The following is a 16,666-nucleotide window of genomic DNA, read 5'->3' as shown; positions in this document are numbered from 1 at the left end:
CCCACAATCGGCAGCTGCTGCATATGGATACGGGGCGATCGAAGGCGGCTATTCGTCAGTGGTGTCCATTGCCGGGCAGGGCTCGGGTATACTCGCGCGTTTTGCATGCCCTGCAGCTGCCCGCGCACTGCGGACAAATCCGCTAACGGATCTGTCCGTGAACTACTCGGTGTTTTGATCCAGCCTGCATCCAGGGATATTCAGCACCCATCGGAGTTTTCCATGCTCGAACAGGCTCAACGCGTCCTCAAGGACATCTTCGGCTACGACAGTTTCCGTGGCCGTCAGGGTGCCATTATTGAGCGCGTGGCCAGCGGCGGCGACGCCCTGGTCCTGATGCCTACGGGGGGCGGCAAGTCCTTGTGTTTCCAGGTTCCCGCCCTGTTGCGCGAAGGGCTGGCGGTGGTGGTTTCGCCGTTGATCGCCCTGATGGACGATCAGGTCGCTACCCTGGAAGAGCTGGGGGTGGCCGCAGCGTCACTCAATTCCACCTTGAGTGCCGAGCAGCAGCGTGATCTGGCGGCGCGAATCAAGCGTGGTGAAGTGAAAATGCTGTACCTGGCGCCAGAACGCCTGGTCCAGCCGCGCATGTTGGCCTTCCTGCAGAGCCTGGAAATTGCCCTGTTTGCCATCGACGAAGCCCACTGTGTGTCGCAATGGGGTCACGACTTCCGCCGCGAATACCTGCAACTGGGCCAGTTGGCGGAGCTGTTCCCCAACGTCCCGCGTATCGCCCTGACGGCCACCGCCGACAAGCGGACCCGCGAAGAAATCGTCGATCGCCTGCATTTGCAGGACGCCGAACGATTCCTGTCGAGCTTCGACCGGCCGAACATTTTCTACCGCATCGTCCCCAAGGAGCAGCCGCGCAAGCAGTTGCTGGCGTTCCTCGCCGAACGCCGCAGCGATGCCGGCATCGTCTACTGCCTGTCGCGCAAGAAAGTCGACGAAGTGGCGGTGTTCCTCAGCGAGCAGGGCTTCCCGGCACTGCCGTACCACGCCGGCCTGCCCAACGAAACCCGAGCCCATAACCAGAAACGCTTCCTCAACGAGGAAGGCCTGATCATGGTCGCGACCGTGGCGTTCGGCATGGGCATCGACAAGCCCAACGTGCGGTTCGTCGCGCACCTGGACTTGCCCAAGTCCCTCGAGGCGTACTACCAGGAAACCGGGCGTGGCGGCCGGGATGGCCTGCCGGCAGATGCCTGGATGGCCTACGGCCTGCAGGACGTGGTGATGCTCAAGCAGATGCTGCAGAACTCCGAGGGCGACGAGCGTCACAAGCGCCTGGAGCAGCACAAGCTCGATGCCATGCTGTCGCTGTGTGAAGAAACCCGCTGCCGCCGGCAGACCCTGCTGGCCTATTTCGACGAAGACATGCCGCAACCCTGCGGCCACTGCGACAACTGCGTCGACGGCGTGCAGACCTGGGACGCCACCGAACCGGCGCGCCAGGCGCTGTCGGCCATCTACCGCACCGGCCAGCGTTATGGCGTCGGCCATCTGGTGGAAGTGCTGCTGGGCAAGGACAACGAGAAGGTCCGCGCCGCCGGGCATCAGCACCTGTCGGTGTTTGGTGTCGGCAAGGGGCGGGCGGAAGGCGAATGGCGCTCATTGTTCCGCCAGTTGGTGGCCCGTGGCCTGGCCGACATTGACCTTGAAGGCTACGGCGGCCTGCGCCTGAGCGACAGTTGCCGACCGCTGCTCAAGGGCGAAGTGACCCTGGAACTGCGCCGCGACCTGAAACCCCAGACCACCGCCAAGAGCAGCACCAGCCAGGCCAGCCAACTGGTCCGCGGCGAAGAGCGCGAGCAATGGGAAGCCCTGCGTGCCCTGCGGCGCAAACTCGCCGAAGAGCATGGCGTGCCGCCCTATGTCATTTTCCCCGACTCGACCCTGCTGGAAATGCTTCGCAGCCAGCCCGGCACCCTGGCGGAAATGGCCCGGGTCAGCGGGGTCGGTGCCCGCAAGCTCGAGCGTTATGGCGAGGCGTTCCTCGAAGTGCTGGGCGGCCAGGCCGAGGCGCCGAAAGTGGTGGCCGACCTGCGCCACGAGTCTGATCACCCTGGCACGCGCGGGCATGACCCCGCTGCAGATTGCCGGCCAACTGCAGTGCTCGGAGAAAAACGTCTATACTCTGCTGGCAGAAGCCATTGGCAAACAGCAGTTGTCCCTGGAGCAGGCGCTGGATCTGCCCGAAGACCTGTTGGGCGAAGTCCAGGACGCGTTCCTCGACGGCGAGGGCGAATTGCCGCCAGTGGCAGAGATCGCACCATTGTTTGCCGGTCGTGTGCCCGAAGGCGTCCTGTACTGCGTCCGCGCGGCCTTGCAGTCAGAGTTCGAGATCTGAGCAGCACTCCGCAAGATGTAACGATTCAGTACATAGTCACCCTTGCTTCGTAACAAGGGTCATGCTTAGCTGACTAATAATTAGTTTCACTCTATTTCAGTCTAATCATGAGTTCTTTATGTCGTTAACCGAACAACACCGTTTTGGCATGCAGTTGGCGCAAATGTCTCGTGGCTGGCGCGCCGAACTGGATCGCCGCCTTGCCGGGCTTGGTCTGTCCCAGGCGCGCTGGTTGGTGCTGCTGCACCTGGCCCGTTTCGAGGAAGCTCCGACCCAGCGGGAACTGGCGCAAAGCGTGGGTGTTGAAGGTCCCACCCTGGCCCGGCTGCTCGACAGTCTGGAAAGCCAGGGGCTGGTGCAACGCCAGGCCGTGGTGGAAGACCGCCGGGCGAAAAAAATCGTCCTGTGTGACACGGCCCGCCCGCTGATCGAACAAATCGAAACCATCGCCAACGCACTGCGCCAGGAGCTGTTCGAAGGCGTGGACGAAGCCGATCTGGCGGTGTGCATGCGCGTCCACGGGCATATCCTGGCAAATCTGGAAAAACCCTGAGGCCCAGGGCATCCGCACCTGATTAGAACGTCTGCCCCAGGTTCATGTAGATCGCCTGTTCGTCATCGTCGTTGAACCCGTAGCTGAAGTTCAGCGGCCCCAGTGGCGTATCAAAACCCAGGAATATGCTGACGGCGTTGATGTAGCCGCTGTCGAACTCGTTGTCGTTGTTCCACGCCCGGCCGCGTTCCAGCGAGCCGCCGGCGTACAGCGGGAAGTCCAGTGGCAGGTAGGCGCGCGGGGTCAGGCGCCGGTAATAGACGGCTCGGGCCAGGCTGACGTTCTGGCCGGAGATCGAGTCCTCGCGAAAGCCCGAGAGTTGTCGTGCGCCACCCAGCAGGAAGCTGGAGGTCACCACATTGGCCTGGTCCAGGGTGCGTCCGTAGCGACCGCCGAGGATGTAGGTGTCCGGGCCGAAGCTCAAGGCCTTGTCCAGTTTGAACTCCCACTGGCGATAGCGCTGGTCCGACCCCAATTCCGGCTCGAACTCACGGAATGACAGGCCGATGTCTTCACCCGCGTGGGGGAAGTAGACGTTATCCAGTGAGTCGAACGAGTACTTGAGCTCATAGAACCCTTCATTGAAGCTTTCGCTGGGCAGGTTCTGGTCGCCGATGCGCACGTCCGCCTTGCCCCAGGCTTCGCCGACCCCCAGGCGGATTTCGCCACTGTTGCCGATCTGCCTTCCCACGTTCAGGCCAAAGCCGTAGCGCTCCAGGCGATACTCGGCGACCGGGTCGTTGTCGAGGATGGCATCGACGTTCTGCGACTCGATCGCCGCATAAGGCGCAATGAAGTAGCGCGAGCCGACGTCCAGGGGCTGGTAGAACTCGCTGTACAGTTCTTGCTGGTCGCCGATCTGCACCCGGGTCAGCCACTCGGCGCCGAGGCGGTTGATGCCGTTCATGCGGTAACTGGCGCCGATGTTGAAGGCGCTGTCGCCTTCCATGTCGTCGGACAGGTTCAGCCCCAGGCGCAGGTAGTCGGTGCCGGTGCGCTTGCCCCGCGCCCGGATCACCAGGGTGTTGTCCGCGCCCTTGTGGACCACCCGGTACTGCACCTGCTCGAAGTAGTCCAGGCCATACAGGGTGCCCATGTCGGTCTGCAGCCGACCCATGTCCAGCGGTTCGCCGATGTGCTGACGGATGTAATAGCGGATCACGTCGTCGCCAACTTTCGAATCGTTCTCGACCTTGATCGCGGTGATGATCGGAGTGCGCTGGCCGGGCGCGCGGGCGGCCGTCAGTTCGGCATCCACGGGCTCGGCGGGGCGCAGGCGGCCCAGGCGGGCATCGAGGATACGCGTGGCGCGGTACCCGGCGTCGATCATTTCCTGGGCCTTGCCGAAGTCGGTCACGCCGAAGCTGGCCAGGGCCGGCTGGACCAGCACGTCATCGGGGTGCAGGGTGGCCAGTTGTTCTTCGGAGTTGCTGCGGGTCATCAGGGTGATCGACTGGTTCAGCACATCGACCACGGTCGTCAGTTGTTTACGAGTGCGCAGGGGCGTGCCGATGTCGACCACGATGGCGATGTCCACGCCCATCTCGCGGGCCACGTCCAGCGGGATATTATCGGTCATGCCGCCGTCCACCAGCAGCCGGCCGTCCAGTTCGACCGGGGCGAACACCGCCGGGATCGACATGCTGGCGCGGATCACCTGAGGCAAGTGGCCCTTGCGAAACACCACCTTTTCACCACTGGCGATGTCGGTGGCCACGGCGCGGAACGGGATCGGCAGCTTGTCGAAGTCCCGGGTATCACTGGCGTGGGCCAGCAGGCTTTCCAGCAGCAGTGCCAGGTTCTGCCCCTGGATGACCCCCAGGGGCAGGCCGAGGCTGCCGTCGTCGCGAAAACTCAGTTTCTGCTTGACCAGGAAATCACGGTCGTCCTGTTTGCGTCGAAACGGCACGTCGGCCCGCGGCGGGGCGTCGGACAACGCCTGTTGCCAGTCGATCCCCAGGGCCAGTTTCTCCAGCTCGTCGACCTTGTACCCCGAGGCGTACAGCCCGCCGATCACCGCGCCCATGCTGGTGCCGGCGATGGCATCGATCTGAATGCCTTGTTCTTCCAGCGCCTTGAGCACACCAATGTGCGCCAACCCGCGGGCAGCGCCGCCGGACAGTACCAGGCCGATTTTCGGTCGTGGGCTTTCAGCCGCCACGACACACAAAGGCAGTAAACACAGGAGCAGGCAGGACAGCAGGCGGCGCATCGGGTATCTCGGGTGAGCGGTAAAGGCGGCTATTATAGCGACGCCATCGAACTCAGGAGTCTTGCACACCATGTCTGCCCGTAAACCGGAAGTGGTCATCACCTATTGCACGCAATGCCAATGGCTGCTGCGCGCCGCCTGGCTGGCCCAGGAACTGCTCAGCACCTTCAGTGACGAGCTGGGCAAAGTGTCGTTGGTGCCCGGCACCGGCGGGGTGTTTCAGATTACCTGTGACGACGTGCAGATCTGGGAGCGCAAGGCTGACGGCGGTTTCCCCGAAGCCAAGGTGCTCAAGCAGCGGCTGCGCGACCAGATCGATCCGCAGCGCGACCTGGGCCACAACGACCGCCCTTGATCGTGACCCTCACTGGGCACTCGCCGCCTGGCAGGGCTTGGGCTCGGTGCTGCGGCTGCCCAGGAGGCTGGAGGCGACGATGGCGACAATGATCAGCGCGCCTCCCAGCAGCATGCGCAGGCTGGGGTTTTCGTTGAACAGCAGCCAGGCCACGCTGATCCCGTAGACCGGTTCCAGGGCAAACACCACCGCCGCCGTGCGCGCCTTGATCACCGCCAGGCTGGCGACGAACAGGCTATGGGCCAGGCCCGTGCAGAACACCCCGAGCAGGCCGATCCACAGCCAGTCCAGGGCACGCACCTCACTCAGTCCCGGCGCGGCCTCCGGCAACAGGCACAACGCGACCACCACGTTCTGGCACAGGGCCGCCTGTACCGGCGGGACGCGTCCGGCGCTGGCGCGGTTGGTCAGCGACAGCAAGGAAAACAACAGGCCGGACGCCATGGACCAGAGCAGTCCGCTGGTGGCTTGGCTGGCCAGGTCGAAATCCGGGGTGACCAACACCAGGCCGATGCTCACCAGCAGCACCAGGAAAATTTCGTTGAGACGAATCCGCTCGCGGAAAATCAGCCCTTCGAGGATCACGGTGAACGCCGGGAAGCTGGCAAAACCCAAGGTGGCAATCGCCACGCCGGCAACTTTGACCGCAATGAAAAAGCTCACCCAGTGCCCGGCCAGCAACAGGCCGCTGAGTAGCAGGCGGCGCAGGTCCCGGGCCTGCAGCGGGCGCCAGCCGGTGCTGCTGGCGAAGCGGGCGAAAAATGCCAGGGCGAGCACGGCAAAGGTCGCGCGGCCGAAGACGATGATGGCGGGGGAGGCGGCGGCGAGTTTGCCGAGGACACCGGTCAGGCCAAACATCAGTGCACCGATGTGCAGGGCGCCAAGGGCGGAACGGGGAGTCATTTCAATCCTTAAACAGAAGAACGCAGTCGCACTATTGAAGCGTGCCAGGCGCGGGTCTGTCTGTCGCCAGACTCGCGTTTTCTAGCGCCAGCCTAGCGTTCGTTCACCGCGCGTCGCAGCGCGCCGGGGGAGGCGCCGAATTCGCGCAGCACCGCAGCGGCGAACGCGCTTTGCGAGGCATAGCCGACCCGGCAGGCCACCTCACCGATGGGCAGCGCGGTTTCGCGCAGCAACTTCACCGCGCTATGCAGGCGCCGGCTGCGGATATAGTCCATTGGGGTCTGCCCGCACTCGGCGACGAACCGGGCATGCAGGCGGGCGCTGGACAACCCCGCGACGCGGGCCAGATCAGCGACTTGCAGCGGGTAGGCGGCGTACTGGTCGATGTGCGCATTGAGGGCTGCGTAGGGCAAGCGTTTACCGGCAACCTGGCGTGGCGCGGCGCTGTTGAGACTGGCCAGCAGCAAGACCGCGCCCTGCTGGGCAATCAACGGATCCTGCACCGGACTGCTGGCCAGCCAGTTCACCAGTTGACTCTGCCCGGCGTTCAACGGCAGCCGACCTGGGGTGTCGAGCAGGCGCCGACTGGCCTCGGCGTGCTCGCCCAGCGATTGCGCCAGCCATTGCTCGCTCGGCACATCGAGCACCAGGCAGCGGCTGCCTTTCGGGCTGCCACAGGCATGATGGGCACCTTGGGGGATCACCACAAAACTCTGCTGCATCACTTGGCTGCCCTGGCCGCCGACTTCGAAATCCAGCGCTCCCGACAGGCCGAACACCAGTTGCGCGTGGTCGTGGCTGTGGACGATCAGGTCGTGGCTGTATTGGCGTAGCGTGAGGATCGGTCTCATCGCGGTCTCCTGGGCAGAGCCGCAGTCTACACCGGCTCGGCCTCGATCCGGGCTGTCATCGGATTGCCGTATTTGTGTCATGGGCCATTAATCGCTGCGGCGCAAGCTTGCGAAAACTCTCGCAGAGGTTGCCCATGACCCGTGCCGAACTCGCCAAGCCCAGCCGTAAACAACGCGTGCGCACCTTATGGATTTCCGATGTGCACCTGGGCACCCGGGATTGTCAGGCCGAGCATCTGTCGCAGTTTCTCAAGGGGTATCACGCCGACAAGGTGTATCTGGTCGGCGATATCATCGATGGCTGGAAGCTGCGCAGCGGCATGTACTGGCCCCAGGCGCACACCAACGTGATCCGCCGCCTGCTGACCATGAGCAAGCGCGGCACCGAGGTGATCTATGTCACCGGCAACCACGACGAATTCCTGCGGCGCTACTCTCGGTTGATCCTGGGCAATATCCAGTTGGTGGACGAGGCCATCCACGTCACGGCTGATGGGCGGCACCTGTTGGTGATCCATGGCGATCAGTTCGACGTGATCACCCGTTACCACCGTTGGCTGGCGTTCCTCGGAGACTGGGCCTACGAACTCACCCTGACCCTCAACCGCTGGCTCAACCACTGGCGCGCCCGGTATGGCTACGGGTACTGGTCGTTGTCGGCGTACCTCAAGCACAAGGTCAAGACGGCGGTCAGCTTCATCAGCGACTTTGAACAGGCGATCGCCCACGAATGCGTCAAGCGCGGGCTGCACGGGGTGGTGTGCGGGCATATCCACCATGCCGAAATCCGCAAGGTGGGCGAGGTGGATTACCTCAACTGCGGTGATTGGGTCGAGTCCTGCACCGCGCTGATCGAACACTGGGATGGCACCATCGAACTGTACCGCCTGGCCGACGCCCAGGCGCGCGAGGCACAACTCAATGCCGTCAAGGTTGCCGAACCGGCCTGAGCCCGCTCGTTGACTGTAAACAACCCAGCCACTGTGGCAACGGGCCTGACCGCGATGGGCTCGGCACATTCACCACCGAGGGGGCCTGACACACCGCTATCGTCGGAACGCCGCCCGGAGCAAGCCCGCGCCTACACCATCGCCGCGCTGTAGATGGAGTTTTTCGGCCGTGCGAACAGGCGCTCCAGCATCGGCTCGAAGAAGTTCAGGGGCAGGGTGTCATAGCCGGGGTCAAACGCCGCGGCGTCGTACTTGGCGCAGAACTCGATGGTCTGGCGGTACTGCGGGTGTTCGCTGAATTGCTCGCGCAGGTGCCGGTCCATGCCCAGGTGATGGAAGAAGTAATAGCCCTGGAAGATCCCGTGCTGTTCCACCATCCACAGGTTCTGGGCACTGACAAAGGGCTTGAGGATAGCGGCGGCAATGTCCGGGTGGTTGTAGCTGCCAAGGGTGTCGCCAATGTCGTGCAACAACGCGCACACCACGTACTCCTCGTCCCGCCCGTCACGCCAGGCCCGGCTGGCGGTTTGCAGGGAGTGGGTCAAGCGGTCCACGGGAAAGCCGCCAAAATCACCCTCGAGCAATTTCAGGTGCGCCACGATCCGGCCTGGCAACTGCTTGGCGTAGGCGCTGAAGTCGGCCGCGATGATGTTCCAGTCTTCCTGCGTACCGTCTTTCATGTGGGTGAAACGGGCGTGGGCATTCATCGGCTATCCTCTTGTGCTCTTGGCGCGATGAGTCTGAGTGTAAGGCCTGGCTGCGGGCGCACAGTGGCCGCGCAGGACGGCTTGATGGCCCGGTGAGCCTAGAACGGCACCTTGCCGACGATCATGTCGCGGTACATGACAAAATCGCCGAGCAGGCTGTAAAGCGGGTGCTGGAAGGTGGCCGGCCGGTTCTTCTCATAGAAGAAATGGCCCGCCCAGGCAAAGCTGTAGCCCGCCAGGGGCAGGGCCAGCAATAACAGGAAAGTGCCCTTGGCAATGGCCAGGGCAAAAATGAATATCACCAGCGTGGTCCCGATAAAGTGCAGTCGTCGGCAAGTGCTGTTGCTGTGCTCGTCGAGGTAATAGGGGTAAAACTCGGCGAAGCTATTGAATCGTCTGACGTTTTCCACGACTGCAATCTCTGTGAAGGACGGTTTGGCCAAGCGGATGTGCAACGGGCAGCTTATTTGAGTCTAGAGTGATCATTGGCAACGGCCAGTGACAATAGGCGCCACTTTACTATCCTTGGGAAATCGGCTGTGAAACGCGACTTATCAAGTAAGAAAACGCCATGAGCGAACGAACGACTTCTGCCAGCTGGGCGATGGGGATTGTCAAGGCACTGGAAATGGACGGTCTGGATTGTCGGGCCCTGTTCCAACAGTTGGGGCTGGACTTTGCAGCGCTGGACGATCCCGACGCGCGTTTTCCACAGGACTCCATGACCCGGCTCTGGCAGCTGGCGGTCGAGCTGTCGGGCAATCCGGCGATTGGCCTGAACATGGGCAAGGTGGTGCGCCCGGCGTCCTTTCATGTCGCCGGCTATGCATTGATGTCCAGCCAGACCCTGGCCGAGGGGTTTCAGCGCCTGGTGCGTTATCAGCGGATCATTGCCGAAAGCGCCGACCTGAGCTTTCGCCTGTTACCCGAAGGTTATGCGCTGATTCTGACGGTACATGGCGACCATCTGCCGCCGACCCGGCAAAGCGCCGAAGCCTCGCTGGCCTGTGCCCTGGGCCTGTGCGGCTGGCTGACCGGACGCACCCTGCAACCGCGCAAGGTGTTGTTCCAGGGTGCGCTGCCGCTCAATCTTGCGCCTTACAAGGAAGCCTTTCATGCCCCGCTGGAGTTTGATGCGCCCTACGATGCGTTGATCTTCGAACGGGCGGACATGGAGGCGCCGCTGCCCACCGCCAATGAGGCCATGGCGTTGCTGCATGACCGGTTTGCCGGTGAATACCTGGCGCGTTTTTCCGAAAGCCGGGTGACCCACAAGGCCCGCCAGGTGCTCTGTCGCCTGTTGCCCCAGGGCGAACCCAAGCGCGACACCGTGGCGCAAACCCTGCATCTGTCCCAGCGCACCTTGCAGCGACGCCTGCAGGAAGAGGGCACGAGCTTTCAAACGTTGCTCGACGACACCCGCCGCGAATTGGCCGAGCAGTACCTGGCGCAACCGAGCATGACCTTGCTGGAAATTGCCTACCTGCTGGGGTTTGCCGACCCGAGCAACTTCTTCCGTGCTTTCCGCCGCTGGTTCGACAGCACACCCGGTGAGTACCGGCTGCGCCTGGTCGACTCGCCCAACGCCCTCAGTGACGCCAGAACGCCGGAATACACAGCACAAACACGGTGATGATCTCCAGCCGCCCAAGCAGCATGCCCACCGAGAGAATCCACTTGGCGGCGTCGGGCAGGGTGGCGAAGTTGCCGGCCGGGCCAATGGTTTCGCCCAGGCCTGGGCCGACTCCGGAAACAGTGCTGGCGGCGCCGGTCAGGGCGGTCATCCAGTCGACGCCGAGCAGCGACAGCAGCAGGGCAATGACGCAGATGGTGATGGCGAAAAAGAACGAGAAGGTCAGGATCGAACGCACGATCTCTTCGTCGAGACGGTGACCGTTGTACTTCTGTTTGATCACCGCGCGCGGGTGAATCAATTGGTTAAGGTTGGCCTTGAGCAGGATATAGGCGACCTGGAAGCGAAAGATCTTGATCCCGCCGGCGGTTGAACCCGAGCAGCCGCCGACAAAACCCAGGTAGAAGAACAGCATCAGCGAGAAGTTGCCCCACAGGCTGTAGTCCCCCAGCGCAAAGCCGGTGGTAGTGACCACGGACGTGACGTTCAGCGCCACGTGACGCAAGGCGTCGAGCCAGTGCAGGTTGGTGGTCCACCAATACCAGGTCCCCAGTACCAGCCACGTGACCAGCAACATGCCCAGCAGCCCCTGGACCTGTTGGTCCTTGATCAGCGCCCGGCGATTGCCGCGCAAGGTCGCCACATACAGGGCAAACGGCAGGCTGCCGAGAATCATGACCACCACCGCGACCCAGTGCACCGCCGGTGCGGTCCATTTCGCCAGGGACTGGTCGGAGGTGGAGAAACCACCGGTGGAAATCGCCGACATCGCGTGGTTGATTGCATCGAACGGCGTCATGCCAGCCCACCAGAACGCCAGGCTACCGAGGATGGTGATGCCGACATAGGCCGCCACGATCAGTCGCGCCACCATGTGCGAGCGCGGCATGACCTTTTCCGAGCGGTCCGAGGACTCGGTCTGAAACAGCCGCATGCCACCAATGCGCAGCAGTGGCAGAATCGCCACCGCCATGCCGATAAAGCCGATCCCGCCGAGCCAGTGCAACAGCGAGCGCCACATCAGGATGCCCGGAGACATGGTGTCCAGGCCACTGAGCACGGTGGCGCCGGTGGCGGTGATGCCGGACATGCTTTCGAAAAACGAATCGGTGTAGCTGATGTGCTGGGTCAACAGGAACGGCAGCGCCGCAAAGATGCATACCACCACCCAGCTGGAGACGGTCAGCAAGTACATGTCGCGCGGGCGCAAGTGCACATGCTCGGGACGTCCGGGGATGACCAGGGCCAGGCCGGCAAGAAAGGTGATCATGCTCGACCACAGGAACGAGGGCAGGTCGCTGGTGCGTTCGTAAATCACCAGCGTCGCCATCGGCACAACCATGCTGATAGACAGAGTGATCAGGAAGATGCCGATGATGAAACCAATGATCCGTAAGGTCGGCAACGCCATGAAGTCCGCTCGGGCTGATGTGGGAGGGCGCCATTCTACCTGCGGGGCGGGGCATGTAAACCGGCATCCGGTGGGCAGTTACCGCTAGAATAGCCAAACTTTTTTTCAGGAGGTGGCCGATGCAGGCTCTCGACGCTTTGCTCAACCGTGTTTCCGTTCCGCGTTTGCTTGATCCGGCACCGACTGCCGAGCAACGCGAAGTGTTGTTTGGCGCCGCCATGCGCGCGCCGGATCACGGGCATCTGCAGCCGTGGCGTTTCTTGACGGTCGAAGGTGAGGCGCGCGAGCAATTGGGCGAGATCCTGGCCCAGGCCGCGCTGTTGCAGGACGCCGAGGCCCCGCAAGCGGTGGTGGACAAGGCCCGCAACGGACCCCTGCGCGCGCCGCTGGTGGTCGTGGTGGTCGCGCGCTTGCAGGATCACCTCAAGTATCCAAAATCCGAACAGTTGCTGGCAGCGGGCTGCGCGGCCCACGGGATTTTGCTGGCGGCCTATGCCCAGGGAATCGGCGCGGTATGGCGCACCGGCGAGCTGGCGTATTCGGCGCACGTGGCCAAGGGCCTGGGCCTGGGCGAGGGGGAACAGGTGATTGCCTTCCTGTACCTGGGCACCCCGCAGAAAGAACCCCGGGTTGCCGAGAAGGTCGACCTGACGCAGTTTGTCAGCGCCTGGTCGGCCCAGGGCTGAACAACGCCGCTAGCCAAGCCCCTGTGGGAGCGGGCAGTCGGGGTGTTGGATTAGGCCGAGTACATATCCATTTTTGCGGTAACGGCCTCCTATGGTTCCGCTTTTACAGCGGCTCACTTTTGGAGGAGCCCAAAAGTAAGCAAAAGGCTCTTGCCCCACCACTCGGCACCTCGCTTAGGCTCGGTGTGCCCTCACGCAGGCTTGAATCCGTGGGCCGCCGCCACGCGCCATCCATGGCGCGGGGCGGCTAACCCGGCGTCCTGCCGGGTTACCCACGGCTTCAAGCCTGCGTTCGGCCAGCGTGGTTAACGGGGCCCCAGGATCAAAAGCCAGAGCCAAAGCCAAAGCGAAAGCGAAAGCAAAAGCCAGATCAAAAGATTGCTGACTTCGTCAGCGTCTTAGGAAGTAGAAGCCACACCGCACATGCCCTAGCGATCAGGTCGGCTCTAAGGCCGCCTCGCTTTGTTTTTGATCCTGGGCGCCCCGTTAACCACGCTGGCCGGAGTCCGATATTGATTTGGGGGGTAAACCGGCAGGACGCCGGTTTAGCCGCACTGGGCCAGGGATGGCCCATTGCGGCGGCCCCCCAAATCAATGTCGGAGTACGGGCATGCCGAGCCTAAGCGAGGCACCGAGTGGTGGGGTATGTACGGGACAACCACATGGGTTACAAAAAAGTACCTTTACATAGGTAACACTTTTATCGACACGTACCCGTTCTTTGCCTCTCTAGCATAGACCCGGCCTAGGATTACCGGACCGAATATCACCTCCCACACATCATCACTGATCATCTCCATTCCAATGGTCTGATGCTTAAGCACATTGGCTATATAAATCCGCAGACCTGCTCGATTAATGATTCCATTACTATCAGCCAGGTAACACTCCACGTGGCTCGCATACCCCATTTCAGGCAACTTTTCCGGGTAAGTCCGAGTCGAGGGTGAATAGCAGGAAGCAGGCGTTTTCTGGTCAAGCGCCTCGTGCCCCCGCTCATAATTGTAGTGCTGCACAAAGCGGTCAAACTGTCTCTGCTGAGCCTCCCAAGGAATGGCAGGCGGTTGAGGCAAGGTACTTTTCAGCGTTCGGTGCATGCGTTCGTGACGCCCATTCTGGTCCGGACGGCCAGGCTCAATTCGCTCAGGAATAATCCCTAGTCGCAGCCACCATATCGACAGCTGCGACAGCCCGGTACGGCCGGTACTGGCAAATGGCACACCATTGTCAGTCCGAATACGCTCCGGCAACCCGTACTCGCGAAAAACTCGCTCAAAGGTCTGTTGGGTCTCCTTCAGATTGGTACTGGACATACTCTGGCAGGCCAGTAGAAAACGGCTGGCGTGATCCATGATCGTCAGTGGATAGCACCAAACTCCGGCGCCCGTCAGAAACTGGCCCTTGTAGTCCGCGCTAAAGAGCTGATTAGGTATTTCTGCCTTGCTCAAAGGTTTGGGATAGACCGCGACACGCCGTCGTACACACTGCGGCGTAATTAAGTCGGCTGCTTTAAGGATGTTGTAGATGGTCGTTTTTGACGGCGGATCCTGATCGGGAAAGCGCTTGAGCAAGTCATTTTGGATCTTCTTAGGCCCTGGAGTTGTTTCTCCGATAGACCGAAGCTCGATGATTGCCTGCCTAACAGCGACAGGCACCACGTAGCTCTGGTTGTGCCGGCAACGGCTGCGTTCCTCAAGCCCACTAGGCCCTTCAGCTTTGTATCGCTCGACCCATTTATAGCCAGTCTTTCGACTGATCTCGTAGTCACTGCACAGCTTGCTGAAGGTGTGTTTGTCCGCCAGATAAGCAGCGATGAACATCACTTTTCGATCCATAGGTTTCAGCTCTCTCCAGGGCATGGTCAGATCCTCACGAAATCGACCATGCCAGTTAATAACTGTTACCTATGTGCGTGAACTGATTTGTAACCCATGTGGGTGAGTCATACCGGGTAAGAGCGTTTTGCTTACTTTTGCGCTTCTCAAAAGTGAGCCGCCGTCAGGCGGAACCATAGGAGGCCGTTACCGAAGAAATGGATATGTACTCGGTCTAATCCAACACCCCAGAGGCCCAGAGGTCACGACCCAAGCAGGTTCTCTCTCCACAGGTGCAACGTCGCACCACAGTTGTGTAGATACCTATGACCATCGCTGGCGAGCCAAAAGCGGGCGTCAGCTCCCCAAAAAGGCGGAGCCGGGCTCAGGTGCTGGCTCCCGGCTCCAGTGGCAACTCCAGGCTGGCGATGAATCCACCTTCCGGGTGATTGGCCAGGGTCAGGCTGCCGCCGTGGCGTTCGGCGGCGCGGCGGGCGATGGCCAGGCCCAGGCCATGGCCGGGGGCGGTCTGGCCGGGGGCACGGTAAAAGGGTTCACCCAACTGCGCCAGATGCTCGGCGTCGACCCCGGGGCCGTGGTCGCGCACGCTGAGCACAATACGTTCACCCTGGTGCCGGGCCAGGACTTCGATCGGCCGTCCGCTCGGGTTGAAGCGCTGGGCGTTACGCAACAGGTTGTCCAGGGCACGCTCAATCATGGTCGGCCAGCCCTTGAGCTGCAGGTTCGGTTCGGCTTCGACCCTGATCTGCTGGTCCGGCGAGGCGAGTTGGGCATCGCGCTGCGCGCTGCCCAGCAGCAGGTTGAGGTCCACCGCCTCGGCACTGGCGTTATCGGCATCGACCCGCGCCAATACCAGGATTTCACTGATCAAGGCCTCCAGGCGGTCGCATTCGCGGGTCAGGCGGGGCCAGAGTTTTTCCCGTTCTTCGGGGCCTGCCCGCTCGGCCAGGGCCAGGGCGATGCGCAAGCGTGCCAGGGGTGAGCGCAGTTCGTGGGACACGTCACGCAGCAATTGCCGCTGGCTGCCGATCAGGCTCTGCAGCCGTGCGCCCATGCGGTTGAAGTCGTTGGCCAGCACCCCGAACTCGTCGCGTCGGTTGGCCAGGCGCGCCAGGCTGTTCTGTTGGTACGTGGTCTGGCCCAGGTCATGCACCGCGCCGCGCAAGCGGCTCAGGGGGCGGGTGATGGACAGCGTCACCAGCAGGCTGAACAGGGTCAGCACCACCAGCGCAATACCCAGCGCGCTCAGGGGCCAAAGCAGGCTTTCGCGGTGCCAGCTGTCGAGCTCCGGGTGGGGGATGCGGTAGATCAGCAGGTAGGTTTCACCGGTTTTTGGGCTGGTGTACTCGGCGGTCAGGCGCCGCCAGGGCAGGTGCCGGTCGTTACTGTCGTTCTGCCGGGCCTCGAACGCCGCCGCGCGACGCGGGAAGGTTCCGCGCACCACCGGGTCCCCGCTTTCGTTGAGCACCTGGACGTCGATGTGATAGCGCCGTTTACGTTTTTCCAGCAGCGTTTGCGCGGCGTCCTCGCCGTTTTCCTCGTACAGCTGGGTCCACTGCTGCGCCAGAGTATTGAGGCCCGGATGCCGACTGAGAATCCAGGCGTCCTGGTTCAGCATGTGCCCAAGCAGTATCGACAGCCCTGCAACCAGGGCGATGGCCAACCAGAAACTGGCGAGAATGCGCCAGAACAATGAACGCACGGGAAACCCTCAAACAAGGAAAGCCCAATGGCGGGGACCATTGGGCTGGGGGAGGAGCGCTAGAGCATTATTGCGCTTTTTGCGGTTGTTGCGCTTTCCATGCCTTGAACTCGGCCCATTCAGCCTTGCGTTCGGCCTGTTTTTTCTGGATGGCGTCGAACTTCTGCTGCTGGTCAGGCTTGAGCAGCGCACGGACCTCGGCTTCGGCTTTCTGGTGACGGGCGGCCATTTCGTCTTTCATGGCTTTCTGGTCGGCTGGCGACAGCTTTTCCAGGTACTTATCGACGAGCTGCTTACGCTCGTGCATCTGCTCGCCCATGATCTTGCGGATCTGCTCGCGTTGTTCGCGGCTCAGGTCCAGCTGGCTGTAAGGGCCCTTGCCGTGATCGTGCATCTGAGCGCCATGGCGTGGGCCGTCCATCGGGCCCATCGGCCCCTGGCCTTCTGGCATGGCCATGGCAACGGTGGGCAGGGCGGCAGCGAACAGCAGAGCGATAAGAGTCTTGCGCATGGTGTAT

At 62.2% G+C, this 16,666-nt stretch carries 14 protein-coding genes and 1 pseudogene; 6 read left to right on the top strand and 9 right to left on the bottom strand.

The window, feature by feature from the left end; all coding sequences use genetic code 11:
• Window positions 1–222 precede the first annotated feature (222 nt).
• Both recQ and Q1W70_RS03200 read left to right on the top strand, forming a co-directional pair.
• A pseudogene (recQ, locus tag Q1W70_RS03205) lies at window positions 223–2,350 on the top strand (DNA helicase RecQ).
• Between the two features lie 118 nt (window positions 2,351–2,468).
• A complete protein-coding gene (locus tag Q1W70_RS03200; protein ID WP_166590536.1) occupies window positions 2,469–2,903 on the top strand; it encodes a MarR family transcriptional regulator in 435 nt (144 codons plus the stop codon).
• Window positions 2,904–2,925: 22 nt separating this feature from the next.
• Here Q1W70_RS03200 and Q1W70_RS03195 read toward each other — a convergent pair whose 3' ends face one another.
• Window positions 2,926–5,115 carry a patatin-like phospholipase family protein gene (locus tag Q1W70_RS03195; protein WP_166590535.1) on the bottom strand — a complete coding sequence of 730 codons (2,190 nt, stop codon included), beginning with the start codon at window positions 5,113–5,115 and terminating at the stop codon, window positions 2,926–2,928.
• 70 nt (window positions 5,116–5,185) lie between these two features.
• Here Q1W70_RS03195 and Q1W70_RS03190 point away from each other — a divergent pair, with 70 nt between their 5' ends.
• Window positions 5,186–5,470: an Rdx family protein gene (locus Q1W70_RS03190; protein ID WP_166590534.1), complete on the top strand. Its 285-nt coding sequence runs from the start codon at window positions 5,186–5,188 to the stop codon at window positions 5,468–5,470.
• A gap of 9 nt (window positions 5,471–5,479) precedes the next feature.
• On the opposite strand, the gene Q1W70_RS03185 is transcribed toward Q1W70_RS03190, so the two are convergent.
• Both Q1W70_RS03185 and Q1W70_RS03180 read right to left on the bottom strand, forming a co-directional pair.
• The gene (locus tag Q1W70_RS03185) at window positions 5,480–6,373 is read right to left on the bottom strand and encodes a DMT family transporter (RefSeq protein ID WP_302098628.1); all 894 of its coding nucleotides are present in this window, start codon (window positions 6,371–6,373) and stop codon (window positions 5,480–5,482) included.
• A 92-nt stretch (window positions 6,374–6,465) separates the two neighbouring features.
• Window positions 6,466–7,224, bottom strand: coding sequence for a helix-turn-helix transcriptional regulator (locus tag Q1W70_RS03180; protein WP_166590532.1), 759 nt, complete (start codon window positions 7,222–7,224; stop codon window positions 6,466–6,468).
• A gap of 134 nt (window positions 7,225–7,358) precedes the next feature.
• Here Q1W70_RS03180 and Q1W70_RS03175 point away from each other — a divergent pair, with 134 nt between their 5' ends.
• The gene (locus tag Q1W70_RS03175) at window positions 7,359–8,174 is read left to right on the top strand and encodes a UDP-2,3-diacylglucosamine diphosphatase (RefSeq protein ID WP_166590531.1); all 816 of its coding nucleotides are present in this window, start codon (window positions 7,359–7,361) and stop codon (window positions 8,172–8,174) included.
• 131 nt (window positions 8,175–8,305) lie between these two features.
• On the opposite strand, the gene Q1W70_RS03170 is transcribed toward Q1W70_RS03175, so the two are convergent.
• A complete protein-coding gene (locus Q1W70_RS03170) occupies window positions 8,306–8,881 on the bottom strand; it encodes an HD domain-containing protein (RefSeq protein WP_166590530.1) in 576 nt (191 codons plus the stop codon).
• Window positions 8,882–8,979: 98 nt separating this feature from the next.
• Complete coding sequence (locus Q1W70_RS03165; protein WP_166590529.1) at window positions 8,980–9,291, bottom strand: Mpo1-like protein; 312 nt, start codon at window positions 9,289–9,291, stop codon at window positions 8,980–8,982.
• A gap of 161 nt (window positions 9,292–9,452) precedes the next feature.
• Between Q1W70_RS03165 and Q1W70_RS03160 the strand changes: the two genes are divergently transcribed.
• Window positions 9,453–10,514 (top strand): AraC family transcriptional regulator, encoded by a 1,062-nt coding sequence (locus tag Q1W70_RS03160; RefSeq protein WP_166590528.1) that lies wholly within the window; start codon window positions 9,453–9,455, stop codon window positions 10,512–10,514.
• Here Q1W70_RS03160 and Q1W70_RS03155 read toward each other — a convergent pair.
• Window positions 10,471–11,925 carry a TrkH family potassium uptake protein gene (locus Q1W70_RS03155; protein ID WP_182343848.1) on the bottom strand — a complete coding sequence of 485 codons (1,455 nt, stop codon included), beginning with the start codon at window positions 11,923–11,925 and terminating at the stop codon, window positions 10,471–10,473. The two genes, Q1W70_RS03160 and Q1W70_RS03155, sit on opposite strands and share 44 nt — an antisense overlap.
• 119 nt (window positions 11,926–12,044) lie before the next feature.
• On the opposite strand from Q1W70_RS03155, the gene Q1W70_RS03150 reads away from it, so the two are divergent.
• A complete protein-coding gene (locus Q1W70_RS03150; protein WP_185819218.1) occupies window positions 12,045–12,611 on the top strand; it encodes an NAD(P)H nitroreductase in 567 nt (188 codons plus the stop codon).
• A 683-nt stretch (window positions 12,612–13,294) separates the two neighbouring features.
• Here the strand turns inward: Q1W70_RS03150 and Q1W70_RS03145 are convergent.
• The 3 genes from Q1W70_RS03145 to Q1W70_RS03135 form a co-directional block, all read right to left on the bottom strand.
• Complete coding sequence (locus tag Q1W70_RS03145) at window positions 13,295–14,470, bottom strand: integrase core domain-containing protein (RefSeq protein WP_302098627.1); 1,176 nt, start codon at window positions 14,468–14,470, stop codon at window positions 13,295–13,297.
• A 340-nt stretch (window positions 14,471–14,810) separates the two neighbouring features.
• Entirely contained in the window at window positions 14,811–16,148 is a 1,338-nt protein-coding gene (locus Q1W70_RS03140) for a sensor histidine kinase (RefSeq protein WP_166590525.1), read from the bottom strand.
• Between the two features lie 67 nt (window positions 16,149–16,215).
• Window positions 16,216–16,659: an LTXXQ domain protein gene (locus Q1W70_RS03135; RefSeq protein WP_166590524.1), complete on the bottom strand. Its 444-nt coding sequence runs from the start codon at window positions 16,657–16,659 to the stop codon at window positions 16,216–16,218.
• Window positions 16,660–16,666: the final 7 nt, after the last annotated feature.

It is taken from the genome of Pseudomonas kielensis (genome assembly GCF_030505375.1).
In the GTDB taxonomy this organism is placed as follows: domain Bacteria; phylum Pseudomonadota; class Gammaproteobacteria; order Pseudomonadales; family Pseudomonadaceae; genus Aquipseudomonas; species Aquipseudomonas kielensis.
The sequence above is the reverse complement of the archived record's forward strand: the minus strand, read 5'-3'. Positions and strand labels throughout refer to the sequence as shown.